The sequence below is a fragment of the Methanosphaera sp. genome, from assembly GCF_016282985.1.
Classification (GTDB): domain Archaea; phylum Methanobacteriota; class Methanobacteria; order Methanobacteriales; family Methanobacteriaceae; genus Methanosphaera.
The window spans coordinates 1-2,719 of record NZ_JAEELZ010000097.1; the positions used below are offsets into that span (position 1 = coordinate 1).

Annotated in this window: 2 protein-coding genes; both read left to right on the forward strand. The window is 28.8% G+C overall.

What is annotated here, in order from left to right; translation table 11 throughout:
- Window positions 1–1,476 (forward strand): hypothetical protein (locus QZZ11_RS06175; RefSeq protein WP_292474509.1); only part of this gene is annotated, 1,476 nt, incomplete at its 5' end.
- 125 nt (window positions 1,477–1,601) lie between these two features.
- Window positions 1,602–2,567: an RICIN domain-containing protein gene (locus QZZ11_RS06180; protein ID WP_292474511.1), complete on the forward strand. Its 966-nt coding sequence runs from the start codon at window positions 1,602–1,604 to the stop codon at window positions 2,565–2,567.
- The last annotated feature ends 152 nt before the right edge of the window (window positions 2,568–2,719 follow it).

The window sequence follows — 2,719 nt, forward strand, 5'->3', positions numbered from 1 at the left end:
AAAAAAATTTTAATTAAAATGACTTATCCATTGCAATATTTTAGAATTGGAATTGGAGATACAGACAATAATGTTATTGCATCTGGTTCATCTCTAGCCCCTTCACATGAAACAGGGAAAAGCCAAGAGAAATGGTATATTAATTATAAAAGTAGTGGTGTTTTCCAAATAGCCAATGCTTCAAATAATCAAGTTATAACTGCAAGTGGGAATAGTGTTTCTTTAGCTAATAACTCAAATTCCACATCTCAAAATTGGAAAATTGAAGGAGTTCAAAAAGATTATGATGGATATTATCTTTATTATAAAATAACTAGTAATACTGATTCTTCAAAAACTTTAACATATACAGCTAATAAAGGTTTTTCTCTTGCTAGTTATTCAGGTACAAACTACCAAAAATTTAAATTAAATTTAGATGGTCTTCAAGGATTTGCAGCAAATTGTAAAACTTCATCAGGAGAGAAAGCTGGTACTATAGGTGGATTATTAGGAGCAGTTGTTTATGTTAATACTGCTGATGAACTTGAAACCCAATTAAATTCAGTAGGAGCCCAAACAATAGTTATTAATTCTAATATTGACATGAAATCAAAAGGAAATACAAGAATTAGAGATAATAAAACAATTGTTGGGTCTTTCAAATATCATACTATCTTTGATTGTCAATTAAGAACTAATGATGCTTATGGAGCTACTAACGATAGTCCAAGTGATAATATTGTATTCAGAAATTTAGATATGCAAGCAAAAAATGTTCCTAATAGAATTTTAATAAATGTTTGGTCTTCTCGTCAAATTTGGATTGATCATGTTAACTTCAATAGTACTTTAAGTTATGATAGAAAAGGAAATGGTCAAGATGAGGTTGGAAAGTTTATTTGGTTGAATACTCCATATGAAAGTTATTTGGATGCAAAAGATAGACTTAGAAGTCCAGACTATATGACTATTTCATATTGCAAATTAACAAATAGATATTGGACTGTAGCTTATGGAACTCAAAATTCTGAAATTACAAGAGATAGAACAACTTTATTATATAATTGGTGGAATCAAAATGTTAGAAGATGTCCTCAACTTGGAAATGGAATATGCCATGTTTATAATAATTATTATCTTGCTTATGGGCAAAATAATAATGGTTCTGCTACCACAGGAATCATTGGCGGTGATGGATCTGAAATGTTATCTCAAAATAATATGTTTAATGGATATACTAAAACTCAAGCTTTAATGATGGGGGGTGATACAACAAATCCTGCCCGTGATGATAATTCATATTTTTCTGCTGATTTTAATGCAACTCCCATAAAAATTAATTTTTCACCAAAAAAAAAAGTTCATGGAGTCCAAATACTTCAAATTATGGATATTCTTTACTTGATGCCTATAATACAAGTAATACTGATACAAAGGATTTTTGTAAAAAAAAAGCTGGATGTTTTAATGCTCAAAGTGGAATTAAATATATAACTGATAGTGATTTTTCAAATTGGTCTAAAACAACATATTCATCACCAATTCTTAAGAATATCAATTTTTCTGATAGTTCTAGTTCTGGAAGTGCTGCTACTTTTAGTAATTGTTCATGCTATAAGATAAAAAATGTAAATTCTGGATTATATATGCAAGTTGAAGGTGGAATAGCTGTAAATGGAACAAATGTTCAACAATGGGGAACAATAGACGGAACAGTTCATGATATCTGGAAAACAATTGATGCAGGAAATGGTTATTATTATCTAGTTTCAGGAGTAGGAGATGGAGGAACATATTGTCTTGATGTAACAGGAAAAAGTACAGAAAATGGAGCTAATATTGAAATATATCAATATGGTGGTAGCACAAACCAACAATATTATATAACATCAAATTCAGATGGTTCATATACATTAAAAACAAGAGTATCAGGAAATAAATCAGCTGTAGAAATAAAAGATGCAGGTGTACAAAGTGGAAATAATGTTCAACAATGGGAGATTAACGGTCATTCTTGTCAAAATTGGATATTTGAACCAGTGACTAATCCTGGATGTCAAATGGATACAACATTAACTTATGAATTTGAAAATGTTAACAGTAAAATGGTTATGGATATTGAAGGTGGAAATATGAAAGAAAATACAAATGTTCAACAATGGTCAACTGGCCATTTTAAAAGTCAGCAATGGATTCTTAAAGAATTTCCTGGAAATTATTATTATATTCGCTCTGTTAGTGATACAAGTTATGTATTAAGACCATCTAATAATACCAATGGGGGAAATATTTGTATAGTACCTTATTCTACAAGTGACAGTGCAATGTTATTTAAATTTTCAAAGAATCCAGATGGAAGTTATATGATAATGACTAGATCTTCAAGAGAGGCTTGTTTTGTGGAAGTTGTTAATGCCAGTGTTCAAAGTGGAGGAAATGTACAACAATGGGTGGCAACAAACCATCCTTGCCAAAATTGGAAGTTAAACATAATTACTGAAGAAGCAACATTAACTTTAAATTCTTTTAAAACTAAGATATATAAAGATAAGGATTGTATTCATACAGTTGTCTTTGCTAAATAATTAAATATTATTCTACTAAAATAGTTTAATAAAAAATAAACAAATAATAATAACTTCGGTAATAATAGAACATAAAAATAAACTCAACTTTTAATAAATTTTTTTTAATATTAATCCTTATATTTTATTAAAATTAAATATAAAAGAAAGTA